This is a genomic window from Prauserella aidingensis (genome assembly GCF_024171865.1).
Classification (GTDB): domain Bacteria; phylum Actinomycetota; class Actinomycetes; order Mycobacteriales; family Pseudonocardiaceae; genus Prauserella; species Prauserella aidingensis.
The window spans coordinates 358,729-384,643 of sequence record NZ_JAMTCN010000003.1 but is presented as its reverse complement, the minus strand read 5'-3'; the positions used below and the strand labels follow the sequence as shown (position 1 = coordinate 384,643).

At 70.9% G+C, this 25,915-nt stretch carries 23 protein-coding genes and 1 pseudogene; 18 read left to right on the top strand and 6 right to left on the bottom strand.

Annotated elements, in window-relative coordinates; translation table 11 throughout:
• Window positions 1-221, bottom strand: a pseudogene (locus LY13_RS05930) (IS701 family transposase); the annotation flags it as partial.
• Window positions 222-790: 569 nt separating this feature from the next.
• Between LY13_RS05930 and LY13_RS05925 the strand changes: the two are divergent.
• Both LY13_RS05925 and LY13_RS05920 read left to right on the top strand, forming a co-directional pair.
• A complete protein-coding gene (locus tag LY13_RS05925; protein ID WP_253827233.1) occupies window positions 791-1,036 on the top strand; it encodes a FitA-like ribbon-helix-helix domain-containing protein in 246 nt (81 codons plus the stop codon).
• Window positions 1,033-1,455 carry a type II toxin-antitoxin system VapC family toxin gene (locus tag LY13_RS05920; RefSeq protein WP_253827231.1) on the top strand — a complete coding sequence of 141 codons (423 nt, stop codon included), beginning with the start codon at window positions 1,033-1,035 and terminating at the stop codon, window positions 1,453-1,455. The genes LY13_RS05925 and LY13_RS05920 overlap by 4 nt, the downstream gene beginning before the upstream one ends.
• Window positions 1,456-1,681: 226 nt before the next feature.
• Here LY13_RS05920 and LY13_RS05915 read toward each other — a convergent pair whose 3' ends face one another.
• Window positions 1,682-1,963 (bottom strand): DUF2631 domain-containing protein, encoded by a 282-nt coding sequence (locus LY13_RS05915; protein WP_253827229.1) that lies wholly within the window; start codon window positions 1,961-1,963, stop codon window positions 1,682-1,684.
• 94 nt (window positions 1,964-2,057) lie between these two features.
• Between LY13_RS05915 and dxr the strand changes: the two genes are divergently transcribed.
• From dxr to map, 8 genes are all read left to right on the top strand, one after another.
• The gene (gene dxr / locus LY13_RS05910) at window positions 2,058-3,278 is read left to right on the top strand and encodes a 1-deoxy-D-xylulose-5-phosphate reductoisomerase (RefSeq protein WP_253827227.1); all 1,221 of its coding nucleotides are present in this window, start codon (window positions 2,058-2,060) and stop codon (window positions 3,276-3,278) included.
• 3 nt (window positions 3,279-3,281) lie between these two features.
• Entirely contained in the window at window positions 3,282-4,505 is a 1,224-nt protein-coding gene (locus tag LY13_RS05905) for a M50 family metallopeptidase (protein WP_253827225.1), read from the top strand.
• Between the two features lie 143 nt (window positions 4,506-4,648).
• A complete protein-coding gene (gene ispG / locus LY13_RS05900) occupies window positions 4,649-5,800 on the top strand; it encodes a flavodoxin-dependent (E)-4-hydroxy-3-methylbut-2-enyl-diphosphate synthase (RefSeq protein WP_253827223.1) in 1,152 nt (383 codons plus the stop codon).
• 92 nt (window positions 5,801-5,892) lie between these two features.
• Window positions 5,893-6,822: a helix-turn-helix domain-containing protein gene (locus LY13_RS25885; protein ID WP_253827221.1), complete on the top strand. Its 930-nt coding sequence runs from the start codon at window positions 5,893-5,895 to the stop codon at window positions 6,820-6,822.
• Window positions 6,819-7,262, top strand: coding sequence for a VOC family protein (locus tag LY13_RS05890; protein WP_253827219.1), 444 nt, complete (start codon window positions 6,819-6,821; stop codon window positions 7,260-7,262). Before LY13_RS25885 ends, LY13_RS05890 begins: the two co-directional genes overlap by 4 nt.
• Window positions 7,263-7,367: 105 nt before the next feature.
• On the top strand, window positions 7,368-8,219 hold the full coding sequence (locus tag LY13_RS05885) for a GNAT family N-acetyltransferase (protein WP_253827217.1): 852 nt from the start codon (window positions 7,368-7,370) through the stop codon (window positions 8,217-8,219).
• Between the two features lie 3 nt (window positions 8,220-8,222).
• Window positions 8,223-10,040 (top strand): penicillin-binding transpeptidase domain-containing protein, encoded by a 1,818-nt coding sequence (locus LY13_RS05880; RefSeq protein WP_253827216.1) that lies wholly within the window; start codon window positions 8,223-8,225, stop codon window positions 10,038-10,040.
• 64 nt (window positions 10,041-10,104) lie between these two features.
• Window positions 10,105-10,962 (top strand): type I methionyl aminopeptidase, encoded by an 858-nt coding sequence (gene map / locus LY13_RS05875; protein WP_253827215.1) that lies wholly within the window; start codon window positions 10,105-10,107, stop codon window positions 10,960-10,962.
• Between the two features lie 86 nt (window positions 10,963-11,048).
• Here the strand turns inward: map and LY13_RS05870 are convergent, their stop codons facing one another.
• A complete protein-coding gene (locus LY13_RS05870; protein ID WP_253827214.1) occupies window positions 11,049-12,410 on the bottom strand; it encodes an HNH endonuclease signature motif containing protein in 1,362 nt (453 codons plus the stop codon).
• A 393-nt stretch (window positions 12,411-12,803) separates the two neighbouring features.
• Between LY13_RS05870 and LY13_RS05865 the strand changes: the two genes are divergently transcribed.
• Genes LY13_RS05865 through LY13_RS05855 form a run of 3 tightly spaced genes read left to right on the top strand, consistent with a single transcriptional unit; the run spans window position 12,804 to window position 16,879 of the window.
• Window positions 12,804-13,598, top strand: coding sequence for a 3-hydroxybutyrate dehydrogenase (locus LY13_RS05865; RefSeq protein WP_253827213.1), 795 nt, complete (start codon window positions 12,804-12,806; stop codon window positions 13,596-13,598).
• 54 nt (window positions 13,599-13,652) lie between these two features.
• Window positions 13,653-15,056, top strand: coding sequence for an MFS transporter (locus tag LY13_RS05860; RefSeq protein WP_372493758.1), 1,404 nt, complete (start codon window positions 13,653-13,655; stop codon window positions 15,054-15,056).
• Window positions 15,053-16,879, top strand: coding sequence for a helix-turn-helix domain-containing protein (locus LY13_RS05855; RefSeq protein ID WP_253827212.1), 1,827 nt, complete (start codon window positions 15,053-15,055; stop codon window positions 16,877-16,879). Before LY13_RS05860 ends, LY13_RS05855 begins: the two co-directional genes overlap by 4 nt.
• Window positions 16,880-17,043: 164 nt before the next feature.
• On the opposite strand, the gene LY13_RS05850 is transcribed toward LY13_RS05855, so the two are convergent.
• On the bottom strand, window positions 17,044-17,721 hold the full coding sequence (locus tag LY13_RS05850; RefSeq protein ID WP_253827211.1) for a FadR/GntR family transcriptional regulator: 678 nt from the start codon (window positions 17,719-17,721) through the stop codon (window positions 17,044-17,046).
• A gap of 100 nt (window positions 17,722-17,821) precedes the next feature.
• Between LY13_RS05850 and LY13_RS05845 the strand changes: the two genes are divergently transcribed.
• Window positions 17,822-19,093, top strand: coding sequence for an MFS transporter (locus LY13_RS05845; protein ID WP_372493757.1), 1,272 nt, complete (start codon window positions 17,822-17,824; stop codon window positions 19,091-19,093).
• Window positions 19,094-19,271: 178 nt separating this feature from the next.
• Here the strand turns inward: LY13_RS05845 and LY13_RS05840 are convergent, their stop codons facing one another.
• Complete coding sequence (locus tag LY13_RS05840) at window positions 19,272-20,672, bottom strand: mycothione reductase (protein ID WP_253827209.1); 1,401 nt, start codon at window positions 20,670-20,672, stop codon at window positions 19,272-19,274.
• 105 nt (window positions 20,673-20,777) lie between these two features.
• Here LY13_RS05840 and LY13_RS05835 point away from each other — a divergent pair, with 105 nt between their 5' ends.
• The gene (locus LY13_RS05835; RefSeq protein ID WP_308216276.1) at window positions 20,778-22,208 is read left to right on the top strand and encodes a GTP-binding protein; all 1,431 of its coding nucleotides are present in this window, start codon (window positions 20,778-20,780) and stop codon (window positions 22,206-22,208) included.
• A gap of 229 nt (window positions 22,209-22,437) precedes the next feature.
• Here LY13_RS05835 and LY13_RS05830 read toward each other — a convergent pair whose 3' ends face one another.
• On the bottom strand, window positions 22,438-23,931 hold the full coding sequence (locus tag LY13_RS05830; protein WP_253827207.1) for a cobyric acid synthase: 1,494 nt from the start codon (window positions 23,929-23,931) through the stop codon (window positions 22,438-22,440).
• Window positions 23,932-24,038: 107 nt separating this feature from the next.
• Here LY13_RS05830 and LY13_RS05825 point away from each other — a divergent pair, with 107 nt between their 5' ends.
• The 3 genes from LY13_RS05825 (at window position 24,039) to LY13_RS05815 (ending at window position 25,889) form a co-directional block, all read left to right on the top strand.
• Window positions 24,039-24,875 (top strand): S1 family peptidase, encoded by an 837-nt coding sequence (locus LY13_RS05825; RefSeq protein WP_253827205.1) that lies wholly within the window; start codon window positions 24,039-24,041, stop codon window positions 24,873-24,875.
• 90 nt (window positions 24,876-24,965) lie between these two features.
• The gene (locus LY13_RS05820) at window positions 24,966-25,415 is read left to right on the top strand and encodes a GNAT family N-acetyltransferase (RefSeq protein ID WP_253827203.1); all 450 of its coding nucleotides are present in this window, start codon (window positions 24,966-24,968) and stop codon (window positions 25,413-25,415) included.
• 186 nt (window positions 25,416-25,601) lie between these two features.
• Entirely contained in the window at window positions 25,602-25,889 is a 288-nt protein-coding gene (locus LY13_RS05815) for an Rv1322 family protein (protein ID WP_253827201.1), read from the top strand.
• The last annotated feature ends 26 nt before the right edge of the window (window positions 25,890-25,915 follow it).

The window sequence follows — 25,915 nt, the reverse complement described above, 5'->3', positions numbered from 1 at the left end:
ACGCCATCGGCGTCCCAGGCGTAGAAGTTCAGCAGCCGCTGCATGCCCTGCGGACCGGTCTCACCGACCATCTCCGCCAGGGTCCAGCCGTTCTTGCGCTCGACTTCGGCCAGCAGTCCCCGCAGGTAGGACACCATCTGCTGCCGCGGCTCCACCCGCGAAAACCGCTCCGCGAACCGCCCCGCGAACGCGGCGAAACGCGCCGACCAGCCTGTCACCATCTCCAACACACAAGATCAACTACAGGACCGCCGAAACAGGGCCTCAGCGACACGCCCAGTCAAGATATAACGAAGTGTCGTTGCAGTACTAGCCGCCTTCCGGCCCGCGCGCTGACCTCCACCAGGTCGAACGCGGTGGGGTCGGCCCGTAGCTCCGAGCGGAGGGCGTCGACGAAAGCCTCGGCGACTTCCTCAGGTTTGCCTTCGCGCTGCCACTTCCGTACTGCTGTCCGAATGGCGGTGTCCACGTCCTGGCGCGGAGGCCTGGCGGCGGACTGCGTGGTCGAGCCGGCTTGGCGGAGCGGCGTGATCGACCTTGTCAGGCTGCCTCGTGGGCGTATCCATGGTCCGCCACGCGGTCCCGGGTACCTCGTCGATGTGCCCATCGCACCTCCCCAGCGGCTGCTGCTTCCACAGAAGGACACGATCCGTTGTCGTTCAACCACATGGCGTTATTCCACTCGTCTGGAGCAGTGAGGAGTTGTCGATATCTGGGCCCGGATCCCTGATCCGTCCACAATGCGCCGTCATTTGCTAGCATTGACTGCAATGCCAGTGGGAGGTGGGTTATGGCGACGTTGACGATCCGTGATTTCGATGACGACCTGAAAGCCGAGTTGCGAGTCCGGGCGGCTGAGCACGGTCGCTCGATGGAATCCGAGGTGCGGGCGATCCTCGCTTCGGCGCTGGCCGAGCCCGTGGCGGCCGAGGGGGTCGGCACCCAGTTGCGGCGGCTCTTCGGCGATGTTCCCGAAGGGTCGCTCGAGCTGCCCTCCCGTGACGACCACGGCAGGACCGTGGACCTGCCCGAATGATCGTTCTGGACACCAACGTCGTCTCAGAGTTCATGACTTCGGCGCCGGACGAGAGGGTCGCCGACTGGCTGGACCGTCGTCCGGCCGACGAGCTGTTCCTGACCGCTGTGACGGTCGGTGAACTAACCTACGGAGTGCGGCGGCTGTCTGCCGGGCACCGGAGGGACGCACTCCTGACCAAAACAGCGGAACTGTTGAACGGGCCGTTCCACGGTCGCCTGCTCGCCTTCGATCCACACGCGGCTACGCACTACGGGGCCATCAAAGCCGAGCGGGAGGCGATAGGGCGGCCGATCAGCGACGCCGACGCGCAGATCGCTGCGATCTGCCGTCGGCACGCCGGCTGCTTGGCGACCCGGAACACCAAGGATTTCGTTGATACCGGTATCGAGGTCGTCGACCCGTGGACCGCTCAATGACGACTTCCGCCGGCAACCGGACCCGTGCCCGATTCGACGTAGAACACATGTGCCGAGTGCGATGTGGGCCGGAGCGCAGCGTGGGCCGGACCGCTGAGCCAGGGCGCTGGAGCTGCGGTCGGGCGACGAGGCGCAGGACGCGCGCCTCTCGCCGGGGCTCGGGCCGGCGACGGGGGAGTGGTTCGGACTGCGCCGGTTCGTGCCCGGTCCGCTCCTGCGCCGGACCTCAGTTGCGGCGCCAGGCCGTGCGGCGGCGCTTGAGGTCGTAGACCAGGCCCGCGGCCACGGGGATGGCGATACCGACGAGCCAGATGTTCTCGGTGTTGCTCTCGTGGTTGCCGATCAGCATGATCAGCAGTGCGAACACGGTGAACCAGCCTGCGCCCTGCGTGGCCTTGGGGAACCCGCCGTGCCAGCCCCACTCGGCGGACGGCTCCTCGTGGGGGTCGACCCCGTTCGAGTAACTCACCTCGGTGCCGGTGCGCTTCTCGACCGCGTTGCCAGCCACGTTCACTCCTCCTGCGCTCGGACTCGGTGCTCGCAGAGGATGATCCCACATGCCTGCCGTCGGGCCGCAGTCAGGAGTCCGAGACAATGGCCACGTGAACACTCCACGCAGCGTCCTCGTCCTGGGTTCGACCGGGTCGATCGGCACCCAGGCGCTCGACATCGCCGCGCGCAATCCGGAGCTGTTCCGGGTGGCCGGCATCGCCGCGGGCGGCTCCGATCCGAAGGTGCTGGCCGCGCAGGCCATCGAGCACGGCGTGGCATCGGTGGCGATCACGCGGGCAACGTCCGTCGAGGACCTGCAGCTCGCGCTGTACGCCGAGGCGCAACGCCGCGGCTACGCCCGCGGCGAGTTCGCGCTGCCGCGGATCTTCGCGGGCGCCGACGCCGTGACCGAGCTCATCGACGCCGAGCGGGTCGACGTCGTGCTCAACGGCCTGCCCGGTTCGCAGGGGCTGCGGCCGACGCTCGCCGCCATCGGGACGGGCGCCTCGCTCGCTCTGGCCAACAAGGAGTCGCTGATCGCGGGCGGCCCGCTGGTGCTCGGCGCCGCCGCCCCGGGGCAGCTCGTGCCCGTGGACTCCGAGCACTCGGCACTCGCCCAGGCCCTGCGCAGCGGTCGGGACGCTGAGGTCGACCGGCTCGTGCTCACCGCGTCCGGCGGTCCGTTCCGCGGCCGCACCAGGGCGGAGATGGCCGACGTCACGGTCGACGACGCCATGGCGCATCCCACCTGGGCGATGGGCCCGCTCGTCACGATCAACTCGGCGACGCTCGTCAACAAGGGACTCGAACTGATCGAGGCGCACCTGCTGTTCGACATCCCGTGCCACCGGATCGACGTCACGGTGCATCCGCAGTCGATCGTGCACTCGATGGTCACCTTCACCGACGGTTCGACGATCGCGCAGGCCAGCCCGCCCGACATGCGCCTGCCCATCGCGCTGGCGCTGCACTGGCCGGACCGGGTTCCCGGCGCCGCCGGGCCCTGCCGATGGGACACCGCCGCGCAGTGGACCTTCGAACCGCTGGACGGCGAGGCGTTCCCCGCGGTGGAGCTGGCCCGCGAGGTCGGTGCGGCCGGTGGCTGCCTGCCTGCCGTGTTCAACGCCGCAAACGAGGAACTGGTGGGAGCCTTCCTGGCCGGCAACGCCGGTTTCACGTCCATCGTGGACACTGTGAGTGCGGTGGTCGCCGCCGCCGACGAATGGCGCCGCGAACCCGCGGGCGTCGACGACGTCTTCGCCGCAGAGGAGTGGGCACGCGCGCGTGCCCGCGAGGTCGGGGGACCGATGATCGGTAACGGAGGAAAGTAGCGGGTGCTCGTCTACATCCTGGGGGTCGCGGCCTTCGCGCTCGGCATCTGTATCTCGGTGGCGTTGCACGAGGCCGGCCACATGGTCGCCGCCAAGTCCTTCGGGATGAAGGTGCGGCGCTACTTCGTCGGCTTCGGCCCGACGGTGTTCTCGTTCCGCCGCGGCGAGACCGAGTACGGCCTCAAGTGGCTGCCCTTCGGCGGCTTCTGCGACATCGCGGGCATGACCGCGCTCGACGAGGTCACCGACGACGAGCGGCCACGCGCGATGTACCGCTTCAAGACGTGGAAGCGCACGGTCGTCATGGCGGCCGGGTCGTTCACCCACTTCGTCCTGGGCTTCGTCGTGCTGTACCTGATGGCGGCCACGATGGGGCTGCCGAACCTCTTCGGCACCCCCGAGATCTCTCAGGTGTCGCCCTGTGTGCAGGACGCGCGCACGAACCAGCAGTACACGAACCCGAACTGCGAGCCCGGCGCGCCCGCGCCCGCCCGCGACGGCGGGATCCGCCAGGGCGACGTGATCGTCTCGGTCAACGGGGAGGAGACCCCGACCTACACCGACGTCGTCGCCGAGGTGCAGAACCTGTCCGGGCCGACGGACTTCCGGGTCGAACGAGGCGGCGAGGTCATCCCGCTGACCGTCGACGTGGAGAAGGTCACACGGCCCGTCACCGACCCGGACAACCCCGAGACGCGGAAGCTCGTCGACATCGGGTCGATCGGCGTCACGTTCACGAACCGCTGGGAGTACGACGCCGTCGGGGCGATCGGCGGCACGGCCGCGTTCACCGGCGACCTGGTGGTGGAGACGTGGAACCGGCTGCTCGAGCTGCCCGAACGGGTGCCCGCCGTCGTCGAGTCGATCTTCGGTGCGGAACGGGATCCGAACACGCCGATCAGCGTGGTCGGCGCGAGCCGGATCGGTGGTGAGGCCGCGCAGGAAGGCCTGTGGGAACTGTTCTTCTTCCTGCTGGCCAGCCTCAACTTCTTCGTCGGCATCTTCAACCTGTTGCCGTTGCTGCCGCTCGACGGCGGTCACATCGCCGTGACCTGGTACGAACGGGTCCGCGACTGGCTGCGCAAACTGCGCGGCAAATCGGCGGCCGGGCCGGTGGACTACACGAAACTCAACGCCGTGACGATGGTCATCATCGTGGTCGGCGGCGCGTTCGTGCTGCTGACCATCACCGCGGACATCGTCAACCCGATCACCATCACCGATTAGCCGGTCCCCGCGACGCCCGCGTGGGTGCTGCGGGGACGCCGGCCCGCGGTGCCCACGCGGGTACGGGCCCGCGGCGGGGCGAGCCCGACGAGCACACGGGTATCGTGGGAGCGAACGCGTTCGCCGACTTTGCAGAGGAATCGATGACCGTCGACCTTGGTCTGCCCGGCACACCACCCCCCGTACTGGCCGAACGGCGTAAGACCCGGCAACTGCAGGTCGGAGCCGTCGGCGTCGGCAGCGACCACCCGATCTCGGTGCAGTCGATGACCACGACGAACACCGCGGATATCAACTCCACGCTGCAGCAGATCGCCGAGCTGACCGCGTCGGGTTGCGACATCGTGCGCGTGGCGTGCCCGAGCGCCGACGACGCCGAGGCGCTGCCCGCGATCGCCCAGAAATCGAAGATCCCCGTGATCGCCGACATCCACTTCCAGCCGAAGTACGTGTTCGCCGCGATCGAGGCCGGCTGCGCGGGCGTGCGCGTCAACCCGGGCAACATCCGCAAGTTCGACGACCAGGTCAAGGAGATCGCCCACGCGGCGAAGGACCACGGCACGCCGATCCGTATCGGCGTCAACGCCGGGTCGCTCGACAAGCGGCTGATGGAGAAGCACGGCAAGGCCACGCCCGAAGCGCTCGCCGAGTCGGCGCTGTGGGAGGCCTCGCTGTTCGCCGAGCACGACTTCCACGACCTGAAAATCTCCGTCAAGCACAACGACCCGGTCGTGATGGTGCGGGCCTACGAGATCCTCGCCGAACAGTGCGACTACCCGCTGCACCTGGGTGTCACCGAGGCCGGTCCGGCGTTCCAGGGCACGATCAAGTCGGCCGTCGCGTTCGGCGCACTGCTGCGGCAGGGCATCGGCGACACGATCCGCGTCTCGCTGTCGGCGCCGCCGGTCGAGGAGATCAAGGTCGGCACGCAGATCCTGCAGTCGCTCAACCTGCGTCCCCGCAAGCTCGAGATCGTCTCGTGCCCGTCCTGCGGGCGGGCGCAGGTCGACGTCTACAAGCTCGCCGACGAGGTCACCGCTGGCCTGGAGGGCATGGAGGTGCCGCTGCGCGTGGCCGTCATGGGCTGCGTCGTCAACGGTCCCGGCGAGGCGCGGGAGGCCGACCTCGGCGTCGCGTCCGGTAACGGCAAGGGCCAGATCTTCGTCAAGGGCGAGGTCATCAAGACCGTGCCCGAGGCGCAGATCGTGGAGACCCTCATCGAGGAGGCCATGCGCATCGCCGAGGAGAACGGCGACGTCGACGAGTCCGGGGAGCCGGTCGTCACCGTGGGCTGACCTCACGCGACCCGTTCGTGGGACGGTCTGCTCGTGGGCGGGCCGGCCGATGGCGCTGGTGACGGTCGCCCGCTTCTGCCACGCTCGGTGAGGTGGGAGACGGATGGGCCGTTGCGCGACCGCGGCCGCGGCTTCGGCCGTGGGTGGCGCGGTACATCGGGTACCGGTCCGCCGCGTCGGAGTCCGCGACCGCGGGCGACGTGGGCGCGCGTGCGGCGCCGGACGGTGCCGGTGCGGCCGTCGACGAGGTGGCCGCAGGCGAGGTGGCTGTCGGAGAGGCCGTCCACCGGGGCCTGCCGAGCGGGCACCTGACGCTCAACATCAGCCTCGGCGAGCCGGTCCGCATCGTGGGCATGCCGCGCGGCGACCAGGCGCCCGGCGAGTTCCGGGCACTGCTCGGCGGACTGCACACCTCGCCGGTGCTCATCGCGCGCGCCGGCACCGAGTACGGGATGGAACTCGCGCTCGAACCCGCGGGTGCGGCTGCGATGGTGGGCGTGCCCGCCTCCGAACTCACCGGCCACGTCCTCGACCTGGCGGACCTGCACGGTGATCTCGCCGTGCTGCCGGAACGGCTCGCCGAGGCGCCCGACTGGCGGAGCCGGTTCGCGATCCTCGACGACGTGCTCAGCGCCCGGATGGGCGACGACCCGACCGGGTCCGCGGAGGACGTCGCGTGGGCGTGGCATCGGATCCGCCGCTCGGGCGGGACCGTCCGGGTGGAGGCGCTCGCCCGCGAAACGGGCTGGAGCAGGCGCCACTTCGGCGAGCGGTTCCGGCGTGAGATCGGGCTGACCCCCAAGCAGGCGGCCAGGGTCGTCCGATTCGAACGTGCCGTGGGGTTGCTGAAGGCCGGTGGCGGCCTCGCCGAGACGGCGTCCAGGTGCGGCTTCGTCGACCAGCCGCACCTGACCGCGGAATGGCGGGCGCTCGCAGGGTGCGCACCGGCGGCGTGGCTGGCCGAGGAGCTCCCGTTTCTCCAAGACCCGCTCACCGCTCCGATACCAGACTCGGAGCCATGACGAACACGACGACCGACACCACGACGAACGCGACGCCCGGTCGCACCACGCCGAAGCCCGGCGTCTGGCCGGGCGTGCTCTACGACGACATCGCCGCCGCTCGCGCGTTCCTCACCGACGTACTCGGCTTCACCGAGGCGCTGATCGTCCCCGACGAGAGCGGCGGTGTCGTACACGGCGAACTCCGCTGGCCCGAGGGCGGCGGGGTCATGGTCGGGTCCCGCAGGCCCGAGGCGCACGGCGGAACGGGGGCGCTCGAACGGGCACCGCAGTGGATCTACGTCGTGACCGCCGACCCCGACGCCGTGCACGAGCGCGCACGGGCCGCGGGCGCGACCGTGGAACAGGAACCGCACGACACCGACTACGGATCCCGCAACGCCGCGATCGCCGACCCCGAGGGCACCGTCTGGGTGTTCGGCACCTACCCGGGAGCCTGACCACCGGCGCCAACCGCGTGCCGGACGGTGATCGGGCTCGCCGCCGGTACGCCCACCGGGGTGGTCGTTCCCCGTTACGAGGTGTTCTCTGGCAGTCTGGACGATGTGTTGCGGGTTGCTGGCGCGCGGCTCCTCGATGACAGGGACTATCCGGCCGTCCGGGCCGCGCTGGGCGTGAACCCGGTGGCGAACTGCATGGTGTCCGCGCGCGTCGAGATCGCGGGCGTGGACCCGTGGCGCCTCGGCGGTGAGCTGTGGGGCTCCGACGGGCGCGAGGCCAACGGCGCGCTCGACGGGTTGTGCTTCGCCGGGCCGAACATGGTGCCGCTGTCCGGCGGCCACGCCGCGATCCGCTCGTTCGCGGATCGAGCGTTGCGCCGGTCGCGCAGGTGTTCCTCCGTGGTCGGACCGTCCGAGCAGGTGCTGGGCCTGTGGGACGAACTGGCCGTCGACTGGGGTCCGGCCCGCGAGGTCCGCGCGGAGCAGCCGCTGATGGCGCTCGAACGCCAACCGGACGTCCTGCCCGACCGGCTCGTGCGGCCTGTGCGGCCCGACGAACTGGAACGCTACCTGCCCGCCGCCGTCGCGATGTTCACCGAGGAGGTCGGCGTCGACCCGCGAGCCGGCGACGGCGGTGCCGGGTACCGCGCCCGAGTCGCGGAACTGATCGCCGGCGGGCGCGCGTTCGCGCGTTTCGAGGACGGCGAGGTCGTGTTCAAGGCCGAGATCGGAGCGCTGTCGCAGCACGTCGGACAGATCCAGGGCGTGTGGGTGCATCCGGACCGCCGCGGCGAAGGTCTCGGCGCGGCGGGCACGGCCGCGATCGCGTCGCGACTGGTGAAAGGAATGGGCAGAGTGGCCAGCCTGTACGTCAACTCGTTCAACACGCCGGCGCTCGCGTCGTATCGCAAGATCGGCTTCCGCCAGGTGGGCAGCTTCGCGACGGTGTTGTTCTGAACCATGGCGAGACCCACTACCGCGACCGCCCTCGCACTGACGGCCGTGCTGGCGCTGTCCGGCTGCAGCGTGTTCGGAGGCAACGGGGCCGAGAACGCCCTCGACGAGTTCCTCACCGCATGGCAGGAGAACAAACCCGGTGAAGCGGCCGCGCTGACCGACACGCCCGGCACCGCCGAGGAGATGCTGCGGAGGACCGGGAAGTCGCTCGGAGCCGAGTCGATGTCGGCCGAAACGGGCGAGGTCACCGAAACCGCCGAGGGCGAACGCGCCGACGGCCGCTACTCCCTCACCTGGAAACTCGGCGACAGGCGTACCTGGCGGTACGACGCCCAGGCCGAACTGCGCTCCACCGACGACGGCTGGAAGGTGCACTTCGCGCCGACGGTCGTGCACCCGGACCTCGGGGCGCAGCAGAGCCTGTCGCTCGTGACCGCGACGCCCCCACCGGCGCCCGTGCTCGACCGCAACGGCGCGGCGCTGCTCAAGACCGACACCGTCATCGGCGTCACACTCGACAGGAAAGCCGCCGCAAACCGGCTCGACGAGGTCGCCGGCACCCTGGCCGGCGCCGTGTCCCGGTTCGACGACAGCATCACGAAGCGCTCGATCCTCAAGGGCGCCCGAGAGACCGAGGACGGCAGCCCCTACCTCGTGGTCAGCCTCAGGTCGGCCGACTACCAGTCCGTCAAACCGCAGATCTACGAGCTCCCGGGCGTGCGGTTCACCAGCCAGCAGCGACTGCTGTCGGCCGAACGAGGCCTCGGCGCCAAGATCCTCCCGATGATCCGCAACCACGTGTCCGAACGGGTGGCGGGGAAGGACGGCTGGAGGGTCGTCGTCAACGACAGCGCAGGCGCCGAGGTGCGCGAACTGCACGCCGTGGACGCCCGGCCGGCAGCGGCCGTGCACTCGACGATGAGCCTGCCCGTCCAACAAGCCGCCGAACGCGCGCTGCAGAACGTCGACGGGCCCGCGGCGATCGTGGCCATCCGGCCGTCGAACGGCGACCTGCTGGCGGTGGCCCAGAACGACGCCGCCGACCAACAGGGCGCGATCGCACTGACCGGGCGCTACCCACCCGGGTCGACCCTGAAAATGGCCACGGCCGCCGCCGCCCTTGACGCGGGCGAGACCCGGCCGAACGCGACGGTGGCGTGCCCGGCCACGACCACGATCGGCCACCGGCGCATCCCCAACGAGAACAACTTCGACCTGGGCAGAGTGCCGCTCCACACCGCGTTCGCCGAATCGTGCAACACGACGTTCTCCCAGCTGTCGGCGAAGCTACCGGCCGACGCGCTCACCGAGTCCGCGCGGTCGCTGGGGATCGGCGCCGACTTCGTCATCCCCGGAATCACCACGATCACCGGCTCCGTACCCGAATCCGACGACCGGGTGCAGCGCGCGGAGAACGGCATCGGCCAGGGCAAGACACTTGCGAGCCCGTTCGGGATGGCGCTCGCCGCCGCGACCGTCGACGCCGGCGAAATGCCCACCCCGGGGCTCATCCGCGGAGACCGCACCAAGGCGAGCAAGACCGGCGAACCGTTGCCCGGCGACGTGCTGCGACCGCTGCGGCGAATGATGCGCGAGGTCGTCACCGACGGCACCGCGACCGCACTGCGGGACCTGTCTGCCGTGCACGGGAAGACCGGGACCGCCCAGTACGGCGACGGCAGCGACTCCCACGGCTGGTTCGCCGGGTACGGCGACGCCGGGCCGCTCGACGACGTGGCGTTCGCGACCCTGCTCACCGGCGCGGGTTCGTCGAAACCCGCCGTCGACGTCACCCGCGACTTCCTGGCCGGCCTGCGGTAAACCGGCACCCGTCGGAACTGCCGCCCGGCCTCGGAACGCGCTACCGCGTGATTATGCTCGGGGTATGCCCGTTCGTGCTCCGTTGAAGCCCGGCGTTCAGACGCCCCGCCGTGAGGTCCCGTCGTCGATCGCCCGCCCCGAATACGTCGACAAGCCCGCTCCGAAGCGGGACACCAGTGGTGCGGTGCGCACACCCGAGACCATCGAGGCGATGCGGGTGGCGAGCAAGATCGCGGCGCAGGCTCTGCAGGAGGGCGGCAAGGCGGTCAAGCCCGGCAACACGACGGACGACGTCGACAAGGTCGTGCACGAGTACCTGATGGATCACGGCGCCTACCCGTCGACTCTCGGTTACCGCGGCTTCCCCAAGTCGTGCTGCACGTCGATGAACGAGGTCATCTGCCACGGCATCCCGGACTCGACGGTCATCGAGGACGGCGACATCTGCAACATCGACGTCACGGCGTACATCGGTGGTGTCCACGGTGACACCAACGCCACGTTCCTGGCCGGCGACGTCGACGAGGAGGCGCGGCTGCTGGTGGAGCGGACCGAGGAGGCGTTGAAGCGCGCGATCAAGGCCGTCAGGCCGGGTAGGCAGCTGAATGTCATCGGCCGGGTCATCGAGGCCTACGCCAAGCGGTTCGACTACGGCGTCGTTCGCGATTTCACCGGCCACGGCGTCGGCCCCGCCTTCCACACCGAGCCGACGGTGCTGCACTACGAGGAGCCGAACGTCACCACGCTCATCGAGGAAGGCATGACGTTCACGATCGAGCCGATGATCACGCTCGGCACGATCGACTACGACGTGTGGGACGACGACTGGACGGTCACCACCAAGGACAAGAAGTGGACCGCCCAGTTCGAACACACCCTGGTGGTGAACGCCGACGGCGCGGAGATCCTCACGCTGCCCTGAGGTCCCGCGCCGTGGCTGTTGTCCGGCTCCGGACGCCGTGCTGTGGACGGGCGACGGTCCCGCTGACGACGGCCGGTGCGGGGCGTTCACGTCGTCCAGCCGGCCCATTCACCGGCCGATCGGCCTTCGGGTTCGCCGTGTTCCGGCGGTGACGTCGGCGGCCGCACCGCTGCCGTCTCTGCGGCACCCGCCCCGGGCTCGTTCCGTGGATGACGTCGTTTCAGGACGGCCCGTGGAGCTCGTCGTTCCCCTCCGCTCCGCAGGGGGCGTCGCCGGGTGGGGTGGTGGATCGGTTCGGTGGCCGTGGTGTGCACGGCACCGTTGGGCGTGGTCACCGTGGTGACGCCGGTGTCCGCGTCGTGCCGCATACGCCAGCCGGGATGGTCCTTGCGAGCGTGGTGGTGGTCGCATTTGGGGCTGCCGTTGACCGCCGACGTGTTGCCACCCTCGGCCCACGGCGTATCGTGGTCGAAGTCGCAATGCCGGGCGGGGCGGTGGCACCACGGGATGCAGCATTCGCGGTCCCGCACGGCGACCAGCTCCCGAACGGTGGCGGTGGGACGGCGTCGGGTGCGTCCGAGGTCGACGGGCCGGCCGCTGCCGGGGTCGCACAGCACCGCGCGCCAGGTGCTGTGCGGGTTGGTCATGATCTCCCGGGCGAGCGCGCCCGGGATGGGGCCGTAGCCGTCGAGTTCGCAGCCGTCGTCGGTGATCGCGAGGGCGGTGTCGACGGGAAGATGTACGTGCACCGTGGCCGCCGCCGTCGGCGCGGTGACGCCGGGATTGCGGCCGAGGAGCAGGTCGGCGGCCACGTCGGCCCGCAGCTGGTCCATCGTCCGCCCGTCGTCACCGCTGGTTTCCCGGCTCCGTCCACGGAGGCGTCGCGCCAGCGCATCGAGGTGGCCCTTGACGGCTGCGCCCACGTCGGCAGGCAGGTCGACGGCGAGCCGGGACATCGCGTGCTCGCGCGGTTGCAACTCCACGCCCCGTTTCTCTCGTGCACTGCGGGCGCGCATCGCCTGCCCGTGCGGGTCGACGTGTTCCACGAGTCGTCGCGCCCGCCGGGCGAGGTTGACCGGCGCCCATGATCCTGTCGGGTCGGCGGCCAGGCGCTGCCCCAGCAGCGCATCCACCCGGCGCGCGTGCGCGTCTCCGAGCGGAGCGGTCACGTCCACGAGTCGCCGCGCGCCGTAGGCCTCCAGCTGTCCGGCGTGCATCCACCCCAGCACTGTCGGCAGGCGCTGCGTCAGCGCCGTGGCCCGTCCGATCCTCCGCGCGGCTTCCGCGGCGGACACTCTCAACTCCGGTGCGACCTCGTCGGCCAGGCTGCGCACGTCGCCGTCGAGGTCGGCGAGTCGCGCCAGCGCGGTCGTCTCGGCCGCGTCGGCGCGGGCGCGTTCCGCCCGCGCTGCACGTAGGTCCCGGATCAGCTCGTCTCGTTCCCCCATGGCGCTCGACGGTATCGAATGTGTGTGCGAATATCCAGTGGTCGATCAGATGAAATGGGAAGGCGTACGGAATATGAAACGATTCATCACGGGGCGGCTCATGAGGGCCCAATGCCGGCTACGTGGCAGCCGTGGGAGTGGAGCGAGGCAGTGCGGCCGATGGGTCGTCACGACGAACGGTGGTCACGCCGGGTGGAGTGTCGACGTCGAGGCTCCGGTGCTGGCGAAGGCGCAAGGGGCGCGATCGGCACCTAGTCGAGCTCCGGCTCGTCTTCACCCGGGGCGTCACCTGGTCCGGTCACTGTGAATGTATTCAGCGGACACTGCATCGTCGCCAGGTGTGTGGTGTGAACACATAGCTGCCGCGCAGGCTTCCGCTTACGGTCGGCACCTGTGACCACGACCACTCCCAGGGCGGCCGGAGAGGCCGCCGCGTCGCCGTTCCCACCGCTGCACGGCCGCAGTGTGCTCGTCACGGGTGGTGCGAGCGGCATCGGGCGTGCCTGTGTGCGCGCGTTCGCCGAGGCGGGCGCGTCGGTGCATCTCGTCGACGTCGACGAACGAGCCGCGACCGCCGCTGCAACCGAGTCCGGGGCCCGCGCACACGTCGCCGATCTCACCGAACCGGAGGCGATCGAGACACTGCCCGGCGATGTCGACATCCTCGTCAACAACGCGGGCATGCAGCACGTGGCGCCGATTCCGGACTTCCCGCCCGCGGTGTTCCGGACCATCCAGAGCCTGATGGTCACGGCGCCCTTCTTGCTGCTGCGTCACGTGTTGCCCGCGATGTACGAACGCGGCTGGGGTCGCGTCGTCAACATCTCGAGCGTGCACGGGCTCCGTGCCAGTCCGCATAAGTCCGCTTACGTCGCCGCCAAACACGCACTCGAAGGGCTGAGCAAGGTCACCGCGCTCGAAGCCGCGTCCCACGGCGTGACCAGCAACTGCGTCGACCCCGGCTACGTGCGCACCCCGTTGGTCACCGGGCAGATCGCCGATCAGGCCCGCACCCGCGGCATCGGAGAGGAAGCCGTCACCGACGACGTCTTCCTCGCGCGCACCGCGGTGAAACGCCTCATCGAACCCGAGGAGGTCGCCGCCGTCGCCGTGTGGCTGTGCGGTGACCACGCGGCCTACCTCACCGGCGCGTCGATCCCGGTCGACGGCGGCTGGACCGCCGCCTGAGGAAATCCGGCAACTCCCCCCCCGTCCCGCACACACAACGAAGTGGTGATCGAGATGACAGACCCGACGCCCGGGCACAGCTCCGGCGCCGCCGAGTCCGCAGAGCAGCCGAAACGGACCAACATCCTCCGTGTCGTCGGCGCGAGCATGATCGGGACCACCGTCGAGTGGTACGACTTCTTTCTGTACGGCTCCGCCGCGGCCCTTGTCTTCAACAAGCTCTTCTTCCCCGACTACGACCCGCTCGTCGGCGTCATGCTGGCGTTCGCCACCTACGCCATCGGGTTCGTGGCGCGGCCGCTCGGTGGGCTCGTGTTCGGCCACTTCGGTGACAAGCTCGGCCGCAAGAAACTGCTCGTGCTGAGTCTGCTGCTCATGGGTGCGGCCACGTTCCTCATGGGCCTGCTGCCCACTTACGCGAGTATCGGCATTGCAGCGCCACTGCTGTTGATCTTCCTACGTCTCGTGCAGGGGTTCGCCGTCGGCGGCGAATGGGGCGGCGCCGTGCTGATCGTGTCCGAACACGGCGACGCGAGGCGGCGCGGATTCTGGGCTTCGTGGCCCCAGGCCGGGGTTCCCGCGGGCAACCTGCTCGCCACGGCGGTACTGGCGGTACTCGCCACGGTGCAGAGCGATGCGGCGTTCGAGGCATGGGGCTGGCGCATCCCGTTCCTGCTGTCCGGTGTCCTGGTCGGCATCGGGCTGTGGATCCGGCTCGCGGTCGAGGAGTCGCCGGTGTTCGTCGAGGCGGTCAAGAAGGCCGGCGACAACCCGGCGCCCGAGAAGGCACCGATCGTGTCCGTGCTCCGGTACAGCTGGCGCGAGGTACTCATCGCGATGGGTGCGCGCTTCGGGGAGAACGCCTCGTACTACGTGATCACCGCGTTCGTGCTCACCTACCTCACGACGCACCTGGAACTGCCGAAGTCCCTCGGCCTCAACGCAGTGCTCGTCGGTTCGGCCGTGCACTTCGCGGTGATCCCGTTCTGGGGCTGGCTGTCCGACATCGTGGGACGGCGTGTGGTGTACCTGTTCGGAGCCGTCGGGATGGGCGTGTGGGCGTTCGCGTTCTTCGAGCTCCTCGACACCGAGTCGTCGTGGGGCACCATCGCGGCCGTCACGGTCGGTCTGGTGCTGCACGGAGCCATGTACAGCCCGCAGGCCGCGTTCTTCTCCGAACTCTTCGGTACGAAGGTGCGCTACTCGGGTGCGTCGATCGGGTACCAGCTCGCGTCCATCGCGGCGGGCGGTCTCGCTCCGCTCATTGCGACGGCTCTGCTCAGCAGCACGGGCGCCAGCGTCGCGATCTCGCTGTACGTCGCCGCGACCTGTGCGATCACGATCGTCGCGGTGTACGTCGCCAAGGAAACCAGGGGACGGTCGCTGGTTGACGCGGGCGGCTCCGACGACGCGGGCGATCCCCGTTCGACGGGCGCCGGTGCGACCATCGAACGGTGACCGACGGCGCCGCCCGACTCCTGCGACAGCTGGCCGACGGCGCTTCGTCGGAGGACCTCGCCCGGACCGACACCGGTGAGACCGACGACGAAGCGCTGCGGCTGGCGCTGACGATCCGGCGCACTCTCGACGCGCACACCCGGCGTGAGGCCGAGCTGGCCGCCCTGTTCGACACGGCCAGCGACCTGGCGCGGCTGCGCGACCTGGACGCCGTGCTGCGGTCGATCGTCCACCGTGCGCGCATGCTGCTGCGGGTCGACGTGTCGTACCTGAGTCTGAACGACGAGGACTCCGACAACACCTACATGCGCGTCACGGACGGTTCGGCGTCGGCGCTGTTCCAACAGGTGCGTCTCGGCATGGGGGAGGGCCTCGGTGGGCTGGTCGCGCAGACGGTGCGGCCGTACGCGACGTCGAACTACCCGGCCGACGACCGGTTCCGCCACACCGGGCCGATCGACAGAGCGGTGCGCGACGAGGGGCTGATCGCCATCCTCGGCGTGCCGCTCGCGCTCGGGGACCGGGTGATCGGCGTGCTCTACGCCTCCGATCGGCGACCACGGACGTTCACCCCCGACGAAGTGGCGCTGCTGTCGTCGCTGGCCGACCACGCCGCCATCGCGATCGACAACGCCCGGCTCATCGAGTCGAGCGCGGTGGCATTGGACGAACTGGGCCAGGCCAACGAGACGATCCGCGCGCACCACGAGTCGCTGGCGCGGGCGCAGGACGCGCACGACCGATTGGCCGAGCTCGTCCTCGGCGGTGCGGACGTGCAGCGTGTCGCGGAGGCCGTCGCCGCGGTGCTCGACGGTGGCATCGTCGTGCACGACCCCGAGGGCGCCGAACTGGCGTGCGCGGGCGCGGAACAGGTGGGCTGCAGCCCGTACGCGCTCGCGGCGTCGCGTGCTTCGGGGCGTGCCGTCGTCGACGGGGACGCCTGGGTGTGTGCCGTCATGGCGGGTCCGCAACTGCTCGGCAGCATCACGCTCACCGGCAGACCCGGCCTCGGCGACGCGGACAGGCGACTGTTCGAACGAGCGGGCCTGGTCACGGCGCTGTTGCTGTTGCTGCGGTCGTCGGCGGCCGAAGCCGAGGACCGGGTGCGCGGGGAGCTGCTCACCGACCTGCTCAGCGCTCCCGAACGGGACCCGTCGGCGCTGCTGGAACGTGGCCGCAGGCTCGGCCTCGACCTGAGCGAGCCGCATGCGGTCCTGCTGTTGCACGCCGACGGCGAGGCGGGACTCACCCGTGGCCGCCTGGCCTCCGCGGCGACACGCTACGGCGTCCTCGCGGGCGTCCACGCCGATCGCGTGGTCGTGCTGACGGCGTCCGACGGGCCGGGTGACGCCGCACGCATCGTTGCGGGTGAGCTCACGCGCCGGCTCGGCGGCCCGGTCACGGTCGGGGCGGCGGGCCCTGCCCGTGGACCTGCACAGATCGCGGAGGCACACGCCGAGGCCGCGCGCTGCCTGCGCGCGTTGCTCGTGCTGGGCAGGCAGGGGGCCGGGGCGGACGCGGCGGACCTCGGATTCATCGGCCTGTTGCTCGGCGATCGAGCGAACGTTCCCGAGTTCGTGCGCAGCACACTCGGACCCGTGCTCGACTACGACGCCGAGCGCGGCACGGATCTCGTGAACACGCTGTCCGCCTACTTCGCCTGCAACGGCAGCCTGACTCGCGCCAAGGACCGGCTGCACGTCCACGTCAACACGGTGTCCCAGCGGCTCGAACGGCTGTCCTCGTTGCTCGGCGACGACTGGCAGCAGCCGGAGCGCGCCCTCGAGCTCCAGCTGGCGCTCCGACTGCACCGGCTCGCCTGACGGCGACGGCCCGGCCCGGTCCGGTCGTCACCACCCTGTGGCACGAGCTCGGGTACGGCCTGGAACTGCAACACGGGCCCTGGAAACTGCAACACGCGCCCCGGAAACTGCAACACGGGCCCCGGAAACTGCAACACGCGCCCCGGAAACTGCAACACGCACGGTCAGCATGGGTCGTTGCGTGCGTGGAGTTCGGCGAAGAAGGCACACACCTCGGTGGCCGCGCGGTCGGCGTCCCGTGCGGTGATCGCGTCGAGGAGGCCGCGGTGGCCGGATTCCTCGGGCTGCGGCACGTCGAGCCGGGTGGTCGCCGCGACGCTGGCGACGACGACCTCGGTGAGGCCTCGGTACAGTTCGGTGAGGACGGAATTGTGTGCCGCCTCGATGGCGGCCTGGTGGAAGGCCGCGTCGATGCGGACGTAGTCGTCGATCCGCCGGTCGGCCCATGCGCGGTCGCGGCCGTCGAGCAGTTCGCGCAGGCGGGTGATGTCGTCGTCGGTGCGTGCCGCGGCTGCGAGGCGGGCACCCTCGACCTCGAGGGGTTTGCGTACCTGGAGGACTTCGCGCAGTTCCGTGCCCGCCAGTTTGCGGATCGCGCCGGACACCTCGCTGGTCGCGCGCACGTACGTTCCGTCGCCCTGCCGGACTTCGAGCAGACCGCTGTGCGCCAGGGCGCGGACCGCCTCGCGCACGGTGTTGCGTCCGACACCGAGATCGCCGGCCAGTGACACCTCGGTGGGGATGCGCTCACCGAGCGGCCATTCGCCGCTGCGGATCGCTCCGCGCAGCTGGCCGATCACCTGGTCGACCAGGCCGGAGCGCTGGGGCGCGGACAGTGGCACGGGCTGCACCTCCTTCGGGGCCGGCCATTCTGCCGAATGCCGACCACCCGGCGAAAGGTTGGTTCGCCCGGTCATCCTACCTTTTGTTAACGTCGTGGGTATGGCGAGCAGTTCGATGGAATCCCGCGCGGCGGAACCGCCCGCCGCGGACCTCGACACTGCGGTGGCACCGGCCGTGGAAGAGGGCGGACGACGTCGGTGGCACGGCGCGGCGGGCGCCGGTGCCGGCCTGCTCGCCGTGGCGGTGGTGCTGGCGGCGATGAATCTCCGGCCGTCGGTGACCTCCGTCGGAGCCATCCTCGACGAGGTCACCCGCACCCTCGGGGCGAGCGGCACGTGGGCGGGCGCGCTGACGACGATGCCCGGACTGTGTTTCGCGCTCGCCGGATTCGGCGCACCGTGGCTGGCTCGGAGGATCGGCGTGTCGGCGGCCGTCGCGACGGCACTGGCGGTGCTGACCGGCGGGTTGGTGCTGCGTGTGGTCGACGGCCCGCTCGTGGTGCTGGCCGGGACGTTCGTGGCCAGCGCGGGCATCGCACTCGCCAACGTGCTCATCCCCGTCGTCATCAAGACCTCGTTCGCCGCCCGGGTCGGCCTGATGACCGGCATCTACACGGCGGCTCTGCAGACCGGCGGCGCGCTGGGATCCTCGATGACCCCGCCGCTGACGGAAGCCACCGGCGGCTGGCGGGGCGGACTCGGCGGCTGGGCCGTGTTGGCCGTGGTGGCGCTCGTGCTGTGGTTCGCGGCGACCCGCGGTGGCGGTCTCAGCGCGTCACACGCGGCCCAGTCGGCAGAACCCCGGCGATCGCTGCTGCGCAACCGGCTCGCCTGGATCGTCACCGGCTTCTTCGGCACCCAGGCGTGCTTCGCCTACATCATGATGGGCTGGATGCCGCAGGTCCTCATCGACGCGGGCGTGAGCCGCACCAGTGCAGGACTGCTGATGGGGCTGGTGTCGCTACTGGGCCTACCTGTGAGCTTCTTCGTGCCGCCGCTCGTCGTGGCGCGTGGAGGTCTCGGGTTCTGGTCCGTCGGGCTCGGACTGCTCGGCATCAGCGGGCTGACCGGCCTGTTGCTGGTGCCCGCCGCCGCGCCGCTGCTCTGGTCCATCCTCATCGGACTCGGCATGGCGGTGTTCTCGCTCGCCATCACCGCGATCACCCTGCGCGGCCGGACCGGCACCGACACGGCGTCGCTGTCCGGCATGGCGCAGGGGCTCGGCTACCTGCTGGGCGCGCTCGGCCCGTTCGCCTTCGGCGTGCTGCACGACCTCACCGGCGGCTGGACCGTGCCGTTGACGATGGTGCTCGTCGTGGTGACCGCCCAGCTCGCCTTCGGCTGGTACGCGGGCAAACCCCGCTACGTCTAGCGAACGCCTCCACACGGGTGGCGAGCCCCGCCCGACTCATGATCAGCGGACGACGGGGCGCTCCCGCCCGCCGGCCGGCCACCACCCCTCACGGGCACGCCGACCCGTGGCTGCGTTCGATGCCACCAAGGTTCGATGCAACCAAGGTGCCCTTGGGGGCATCGCTTGCTGTGCCCCGTCAGTCCAACGGCAGGTTCAGCAGGGCGTTCTCGATCAGTTCCGGCATGGCCGGGTGGATCCAGTACTGGCCGCGCGCCATGCTGCGCGCGTCGAGGTCGAAGCTCATCGCCTGGATCAGGGGCTGGATGAGCGTCGGCGCCTGCGGGCCGATGATGTGCGCGCCGAGCAGCCTGCCGGTCGACGGGTCCGCGAGCAGCTTGGCGAAGTGCGACTCGTCCTCCATCGCCCAGCCGTAGGCGATACCGCCGTAGTCCTGCGTCGCCGTCACGTACTCCACGCCCTGAGCCGCCGCGTCCCGTTCCGTCAGCCCGACCGACGCGATCTGCGGTGAGCCGAACACCGCGTGCGGTACGAACCGGTGGTCGGCCGCCACGGGCGAGTCCTCGACGCCGAGGTCATGCAACAGGTTGTGCTGCACCACCCGCGCCTCGTGGTTGGCGACGTGCTTGAGCTCGGAGGGCGAACTGATGTCGCCCAGCGCGTAGATGCCGTCGACGGCGGTGCGCTGGTACTCGTCGACCTCCACGTGTCCGGACCGTGTCACCGCGACTCCCGTGGCCTCGACGTCGAGCAGGTCCGCGTTCGACCGCCTGCCGGTGGCGACCAGCAACAGGTCACCCTCGACCGTCTCGCCGCCGCCCGGCCCTTCGAGGTGGAGCTCGACGCCGGTCTCGGTGTTGCGGGCCCGCGTCGTGGTGCGGTTCAGGCGCAGATCGATGCGCTGCGCAGCGAGTTCGGTGTAGCGGCGGCTGACGTCCTCGTCCTCGGCGCGCAGCATCGCCCCGGAACGCGCGATCAGCGTGACGTCGACGCCGAACGCCGAGAACACGTGCGCGAACTCGGCCGCGATGAACCCGCTGCCGAGGATCACCAGGCGTCGCGGCAGCTCCTCGATCCGCATGATCGTGTCCGACGTGTGGAAGTCCGTCTCGGCCAGCCCCGGAACGTCGGGAGCGACCGCACGGCCGCCCGCTGCGAGGACGAACCGGTCCGCGGTGATCGTCTCGGTCCCGTCTGCCAGCTCGACGGTCAACTCCTTGTGCCCGGTGAACCGGCCCTGGCCCTCGTAGACGGTGACGTTCGCGTTGTCGTCGTGTTCGATGCGGTACTCGCGGCCGCCCGAGGCGATGGCGTCGATGCGCCCGAAGATGCGGTCGCGGATGTCGCGCCAGCGCACCCCGTCGAGCGTCTCGTCGACACCCAGGCGTGCCGCCGCCGGCGGCGTCGCCGCCAGGTCAGCGGGGTGGACGAACATCTTCGTCGGGATGCAGCCGACGTTCAGGCACGTGCCGCCGAACACGCCCTTCTCGACGATCGCGACCTTCCGGTCGGCGAAGCGCTGGTCGAGGATCGAGTTCCCCGATCCGGTCCCGATGATGACGATGTCGTAGTGCGGCACGTCGGTACCCTCTCAGGCCGTGGGTTTGCCGGTCTGTCCGCCTACCTCAACCCGTCCCGACGTTCGAGTGTTCCCAGGAGGCCGACGTATGGCTGTGAGGCGAGCATGACCGTGAGCACCGGCACGGCCGGCGAGGCGAGCACGGCCGCGAACGATCCGCAGCGGCGAGGCAGGTCCGGGCGCCGCCGCCGGGTGCCGGTCGTGATCCTCGCCGGCTTCCTCGGCGCGGGGAAGACGACGCTGCTCAACCACCTGCTCGCGGGAACCCGCGGCACGCGTATCGGCGTCGTCGTCAACGACTTCGGCAGCGTGAACGTCGACGCGCTCAGCGTGGCGGGCCAGGTCGACTCGATGGTCTCGCTCGAGAACGGCTGCCTCTGCTGCGCGGTCGACGCGAGCGGACTGGACCGGATGCTGTCGACCCTCACCGACCCGTCCGCCGACCTGGACCTCGTCGTCGTGGAGGCCAGCGGGCTGGCCGAGCCGCGCAGCCTCGTCCGGCTCGTGCTCGCCAGCGAGGACCCGTACCTCGAGTACGGCGGCCTGGTCGAACTCGTCGACGCCGCCGAGTTCCCAGCCATGCGCGAACGGCACCCCGAACTGGCCGACCAGGTCGCGATGGCGGACCTTGTCGTGCTCAACAAGGTCGACCGCGCCGCCGACGGTGTGTCCGCGCTGGTCCGTGAACTGGCCGGCGCGACCCCTGTGGTGTCTGCCGAGTTCGGGCGGATCGACCCGGAGCTGCTGTTCGACCGCGTCGACAGGGGACCGGACGCAGGTCCGCGGCAGCTCACGTTCGACGACCTGCGCGTCGACGACGCCGAAGCCGAGGCCGGGGGCGGCCGCGGCGACGACCACGACGATCACGCCGGGCACGCGCACGCCGCCTACGACACCGTGACCGTCGAGACCGGGCCACTGCACCCGCGCCGGTTCGCCGGCTTTCTCGAGACCCGACCCGCAGGCCTGTACCGGATGAAGGGCACCGTCTCGGTCGGTGTGCCCGGCCACGCCGATGCCTACGAGGTGCACACCGTGGGGGCCTACGTCCGCGCGGAGCGGGTCGCACCGCCGAAGGGCCGGACGACGAGACTGGTGCTCATCGGTGCCGGCGTCGACGCCGACGGGCTGCGCGGCGAGGTGGAAGGGTGCGCCACGGCCGTGGCGGGAAACGCGGTCGAGCAGGACCTGCTGCCGTTGTTGCGCTACGTCGCCGACCCGGTCCGCAACGGTGAGGCGGGCGACGTCGATGTCGACGAGGGGACGGACGGCGACGTCGGCGCCGGCTTCGACGACGCAGACCCTGCGGACGTGGCGGAGACCGGGACCGGGGAGCCGACCACCGGGGCATTCGCGGACGGGGAGGTGATGTCCGAAGGGCTCACGGCCGTCGACGACGTGGTTGTCGCCGACCCGGAGGACCTGGTCGCGGTCCCGGAGGACGGGGCCGTGGAGCCTGAGCCGACCGGGTGCGTCGCCCACCCCGAGGCCTTCGACGGGCTGGTCGCCCCGGAGGACGTCGACCCCGAGCGGTAGCGCTGCCCACGAGCGCGGTCGTGTCTCCGGGCACAGTCTCGACGGTCGGCGCGGCACGGTCCCGGGTGCGACGCCGCGACGGCTCCGGGGAGCGGCCGCGGTCCCCGGAGCCGCAACACCTGCCCCCGAGAGCGCAACACGGTCCCCGGAATCCGCAACACAGCCTCCCAGGGGCGCAACACGGTCCCCGGGATCCGCAACACGATCTCCCGAGGGCGCAACACGGTCGTCAGTGCCGGGTGAGTTTCAAGGTCGGCAGGTCGGCGGGGACGCCGTCGGTGATCAGCTTCTCGAGCGCGGCCGTGTCGACGTGCTCGTCGATGGCGTCGGCCAACCCGTCGAGCATCGCCTCGCGTCGTGCGGCGAAACCGGGCGCGTCCGCGGCTGCCCAGTCCACACCGGACTGCCGAGCGGCTTCGGCGAGCCAGGTCCTGCGGAACCCGTCGTTCTCGAACACGCCGTGCCACATCGTGCCCCACACGGCGCCGTCGCGGAGACCGTCGAGGAACGGTTCGGCGGTGTGCCCGCGGTCGTGCTCGGCGACACCGTGGTGGATCTCGTAGCCGTGCACGTCGTGGCCGCGCCACCGCGCGGTCGGCGTGGCGAGCGTCTTGTCGCCGCTGAACGCCACCGACATCGGCAGTAGTCCGAGCCCGGTTGCCTCGTCGGCTGCGGATTCGACACCGTCGGTGATGGCCCTGCCGAGCATCTGGTAACCGCCGCAGATGCCGAGCACCGGCCTGCCCTGCTCGGCACGGTGGCGTACGGCGGCGTCGATGCCGCGCCTGCGCAGCCACGCCAGGTCGTCCACAGTGGACCGTGTGCCGGGGAGGACGGCGACGTCGGCGGCGGCGACGACGTCCGGATCGGCCGTCACGGTCACGTCGACGCCGGGTTCGGCCGCCAGCGGGTCGAGGTCGGTGGCGTTGGACACGCGCGGGAAGCGCACCGCCGCCACGCGCAGGGTCGCACCGGCTCCCGGGCGGTGCCCGTCCCAGCCCGCGATCGCGAGCGCGTCCTCGGAGTCGAGCCACACGTCGGGCAGCCAGGGGAGTACACCCAACACGGGGCGGCCGGTCAGGTCGGCCACCGAGCGCAGTCCCGGTTCGAGCAACGCGGCGTCCCCGCGGAACTTGTTCACCAGAAACGCCGCGAGGTGTGCCTGGTCGGCCTCGTCCACGATGCCGACCGTGCCGGCCAACGCCGCGAGGAGCCCGCCGCGGTCGACGTCGCCGACCACCAGCACGGGCAGGTCCGCCGCGCGGGCGAGGCCCATGTTCACGTAGTCGCCGTCGCGCAGGTTGGTCTCCGCGGGACTGCCCGCGCCCTCACAGATCACGACGTCGAACCGGTCCCGCAGCTCGGCCAGTGCGCCGAAGGCCGCGTCCGCCAGCTCGCGGCGGCCGTGGGCCCAGTCACCCGCGTGGAGGTCGCCCCACGGGGTGCCACGCAGCACGACGTGACTGCGCCTGTCGCCGCCGGGTTTCAGGAGCACGGGGTTCATCGCGGATTCGGGCTCGGCGCCCGCGGCGACCGCCTGGAGCCACTGCGCCCGCCCGATCTCCGCCCCGTCGGAGCAGACCATCGAGTTGTTCGACATGTTCTGCGCCTTGAACGGCGCGACCCGCACGCCGCGGCGCGCGAGCCACCGGCACACGCCGGCGGCCACTGTGGACTTGCCAGCGTCCGATGTCGTTCCTGCGATCAAGAGGCCACCACGCACGCCAGCACGGTAGTCCACCCGATCCAGCGACCCCGGATTCGGGCACGTGGGCCGTAGCCTGGGCGCGACCCGACCAGCAGATCTACGAGGGGATCGCCATGCCCGTGATGCCCGCATCGTCGCGTTCCGGCGGTGTTCGTTCGAGTGGTGTCCGTTCCGGTCGCCCGGCTCGCCGCGCCTCGTCCGTCCTCGCCGCGTTCGCGCTGACGGCGTTGACGGGTGCGTCCCTGGCACCGGCGACGGCCGGCGCCGCGGAACCGTACGTCGTCGGCGGCGACGAGACCTCGGTGGCCGACCACTCCTACGCCGTCTATCTCGTCGACGACGACGGCAGGCAGTTCTGCGGCGGCACGCTCACGTCGTCGCGGAAGGTCGTCACCGCGGCACACTGCGCCGACGCGCTGCCCGCCGAAGACCTGGGTGTCGTCGCGGGCAGGCAGGACACGCGAACCGACCGCGGCATCGAGGCCGGTGTCCGTGACGTGTGGATCGCGCCGAGCTACCAGGACCCGATCTCGGGTGGTGACATCGCGGTGCTCTCGCTCGACCGCGCCGTGCCGTACCGCACCGCGGAGGTCGCCGACGCCTCCGACTCGGCGAAGTACCGCGCGGGCACCGAGGCGACCGTGCTCGGCTGGGGCCGGGTGTCCGAGTCGGGCGAGCGGTCGAACACGCTCCGTTCCGCGCAGGTGCCCGTCGTCGCGGACGACACCTGTTCCCGGGCCTACCACGAGTACGACAGCGAGTCGATGGTCTGCGCCGGCTACCCGGAGGGCGGCGTCGACGCCTGCCAGGGCGACTCGGGTGGTCCGCTCATGGTCGGTGACACGCTCATCGGCGTCGTGTCGTGGGGCGACGGCTGCGCCCAGGCGGGCAAGCCGGGGGTCTACACCCGCGTGTCGACGTTCGAACCGCAGCTCGGCGGCCAGGACGTCGACTCCTGACCGGTCTCGGGTGAGGTCCGGTTCGCCGGCGGGACCGTCCGGCCCGGGTGTGACGACCGTGTTCTGGCACGGCCGTGTCACACTGGCCGGGTGACCGACCTGGTGGCTCGCCGCGGCCCGGATCTCACGGCCGCCGACCTGTACGACCTGCTCCGGCTGCGCGTGGACGTGTTCGTCGTGGAGCAGAACTGCCCCTACGGCGAGATCGACGGACTGGACCTGCTGCCGACGACGTGGCATCTGTGGGCGCCCGGCGGGTCCGGCGAGGCGGGGGCGGCCGGTTGCCTGCGGGTGCTGGCCCAACCGGACGGCGTCGCCCGCGTCAGCCGGGTGGTGACGGCGGCGTCCGCGCGGGGCACGGGCCTCGGAGCCCGCCTGATGGAGGCGGCCGTCGAGCACCTCGGGGAGGCCGAGTCGGTGCTCAACGCGCAGACGTACGCGCAGGGCTTCTACGCACGGTTCGGCTACGAACCCGAGGGCGAGGAGTTCGACGAGGACGGCATTCCCCACATCGTCATGCGCCGGAAGGCTTGCCGATAGGTCATGCGCCGGACGGCTTGCCGACAGGTCCGGCGCCGCAAGGCGTGGTCGTGGATCCGGCACCGGCAGTTGTGCCAGTAGGTCCAGCGCCGGACGGGTCGCCGACGCGCGGGCTGGAGCGCAGGACACGCGGTGGGGCGGAGCAGGCCGACCGGGGTGCTGCGCGGGGTTCGCTACCGTGGATGCATGCCTCGACGCCATCGCCGATCGCGGGACGAGCGCCCGCGTCCCGCCGTGACCGGGTGGGCGCGCTCCGAGTCCGCCGAGGACGGCGACTGGCTCGTGCGCACCGTTCCGGGGGTGCAGGCGACGAAGATGTACCGCTGCCCCGGATGTGATCACGAGATCCGCCCGGGTGTGCCGCACGTCGTGGCGTGGCCCGCCGACGAACTGGGTTCGGTGGCCGACCGCAGGCACTGGCACAACGGTTGCTGGCAGGCGCGCGGTCGTCGCGGTCCGACCCGCCGCCGTTGAGTCGTGGCCCCATCCCTCGCCGCCGA